Annotated in this window: 3 protein-coding genes; all 3 read right to left on the bottom strand. The window is 65.0% G+C overall.

Features of this window, described 5'->3' with window-relative positions; translation table 11 throughout:
- On the bottom strand, window positions 1-1,032 hold a 1,032-nt coding region (locus tag QZY06_RS18865), incomplete at its 3' end, for a TonB-dependent siderophore receptor (protein ID WP_295686998.1).
- A gap of 77 nt (window positions 1,033-1,109) precedes the next feature.
- A complete protein-coding gene (locus QZY06_RS18870; protein ID WP_295687000.1) occupies window positions 1,110-1,481 on the bottom strand; it encodes a DUF3325 domain-containing protein in 372 nt (123 codons plus the stop codon).
- Window positions 1,474-2,225 (bottom strand): PepSY-associated TM helix domain-containing protein (locus QZY06_RS18875; protein WP_295687002.1); only part of this gene is annotated, 752 nt, incomplete at its 5' end. The genes QZY06_RS18875 and QZY06_RS18870, both read right to left, overlap by 8 nt.

Raw genomic sequence — 2,225 nt, forward strand, 5'->3', positions numbered from 1 at the left:
GCCATCGGCATCGACCGCGCTGTTGGCACGCGCCACCTTGTAGAGCACCTTGCGATCGAGACGACGCACGGCGAACTTGATCTCGCCACCGCCGGCCAGCCGCCGTTCCAGCTCGGCGAAGACATCGGTGGTTTTCGGCGCCAGCTCGTTCCAGTCGGCGCCGATGAAGGTCGAGCGCGGCACGTCGAGCAGGCGGCCATCGGCGTAGGCCGGCAAGCCCTGGTTGATCACCGAATCGACACGCTGGATGACGCCACCAACCGACAAGGTGGTGGCCTTGTCGAAGTCGTATTCCAGGGTGCCGTAGCCGAGTTTCTTCTGAGAATTGACCACGTCCTGATAGGAGTCGCGCGTCTCGTAGACGGCGACGCCGCGAGCCCGCAGCGAGCCGTCTTCGGTCAGCGGCGCACCGCCGTCGAGTTCGGCGCGATACAGGTTCCAGGAACCGAAGGTGGCCGCGCCGTTGAGCAGGGTCTTGCTCGGCGCGCGCTTGCGTACCAGGTTCAGCGAAGCGCCAGGCTCGCCGGCACCCTGGAACAGGCCACCGGGACCGCGCAGAAGCTCGATGCGCTCGTACATCGCCGGGTCGTTGTCGACGATGTTGCCGGCGCTGCCGAACGGCAGGCCATCGAGCTGGATCGAGTCGACCTGATAGCCACGCACGTAATAGTTGTTGAACAGCCCGGCGCCATCGAAGCGCTGCACGGTGACGCCCGTGGTGAACTTCAGGGCATCGGCGATGTTGACGATGTTCTGGTCATCAAGCCGTTCGCGGGTGATGACGCTGGCCGACTGCGGCGTTTCGCGGATGGTCAGCGAGCCCTTGCCGATGCTCAGGTCGCCGACATAGGCATCGGCCGGCTTTTCGGCAATGACCTGCACCGGAGCCAAGGTCACTGGCGCATTGGGTTCGCGGGTTTCGGAAGCAGGCTCGGCAGCCGTTTCGGCGGCGGCAATCGTCGGGACATCCTCGGCGATTGCCGGGTTGCCACTCATCGCGACCAGCGTTGCCAGCATCAGTTTCTTGTTCACAAGCGTCAGCGTCCTTCTAGGGATATGGATGGCTGGCGAAGGGCTGGCTGATAGGGGGTTGAAACAGATTTCGGGCGCTAGCCCCGCTGCATCGGTCCTCGGTTAGTGGTGGTCTGGCGATCATTGCGACCACTGGTCGCCAAGTGCTGAGCAAGACGCTGCAGCCAGTGCGGACGCCAGCCCAAGGTGAACACCAGCATCGGCGCGGCAACGCTCAACAGCAGCAGCCACAGCACGGAGCCAAATGCCACGCCATCGCGCAACCAGGCACAGCTCAGTGACAGGGCAAGCGCCAGGCTGCCCAACAGTCGCAGGGCCCTCTTCTGCGGCGGCTGCGCGACATGGCTGGGCGCCACCTGCTGCCAGTGTCTCGACTGCGACAGGGCAAACAGCGCGAAGCCGAGATAGGCCGCGCCGGCGGCAATGATCAGCAGCAAGGTGTCAGCCATGTTCCAGCTCGGCATTTCTCGACGGCGATCGAACCGCGCGCTGCATCGGCTTGCGCTGCGCCATGTGCCGGCCGGCGAAGGCAGCAATGACGGCCGCGAGCAGCAGCACGGCATCCATGCCGACGGCGGCCCACTGGCCTTGCATCACGCTGCTCAGATGGTCGTGAGTGGTCAGCGCATCGAGCAGCACTGCCAGCGCGGCCAGCACGGCGATGGCGCCGGTCTGTTCGCGCCAGGCTCGACGCGGACGCAGCGCCGCATGCGCGAAGCTGGCGAGCCAGAGCAGATAGAACGCTCCGGTCTCCAGCTGCGGACGTTCGTAGCCCAGCCAGTGCGTATCGAGCGGCAGCAGGCGATTGGCCACGAAGAACATGGCCGTAGCCGCGATGATGCCGGTGACGCTGCCGACGGTCAGCGCTTCGACGATCCGCACACCCTTCAGGCCTTTCTTCGCGTGGCTGGCGCGCCGTGCTTCCAGCCAGAAGATGAAGCCAGTGACGATCATCACGCAGCCGCTCAGGCCGAGCACGAAGTAGATCCAGCGCAGGGTCCAATGCTTGAACTGCACCAGATGCAGGCCGCTGATGAAGCGCTGCACGGTCATCACCGGTGCCGCCTCGAAGCGGCTCAGCACAGCGCCGGTGCTGCCATCGAAATAGATCTGGTCGAGGTTCACCGTGATGTCGCTGGCCGAGCTGCGGCGCACTTCCACCACCGAGTTGGCATCGGCCGGATTGATCACCC

It is taken from the genome of uncultured Nevskia sp. (assembly GCF_903885465.1).
GTDB lineage: Bacteria > Pseudomonadota > Gammaproteobacteria > Nevskiales > Nevskiaceae > Nevskia.

Coding starts and splice junctions, on each gene's coding strand:
- QZY06_RS18870 (WP_295687000.1), bottom strand. CDS start 1,481: ATGGCTGACACCTTGCTGCTGATCATTGCCGCCGGCGCGGCCTATCTC.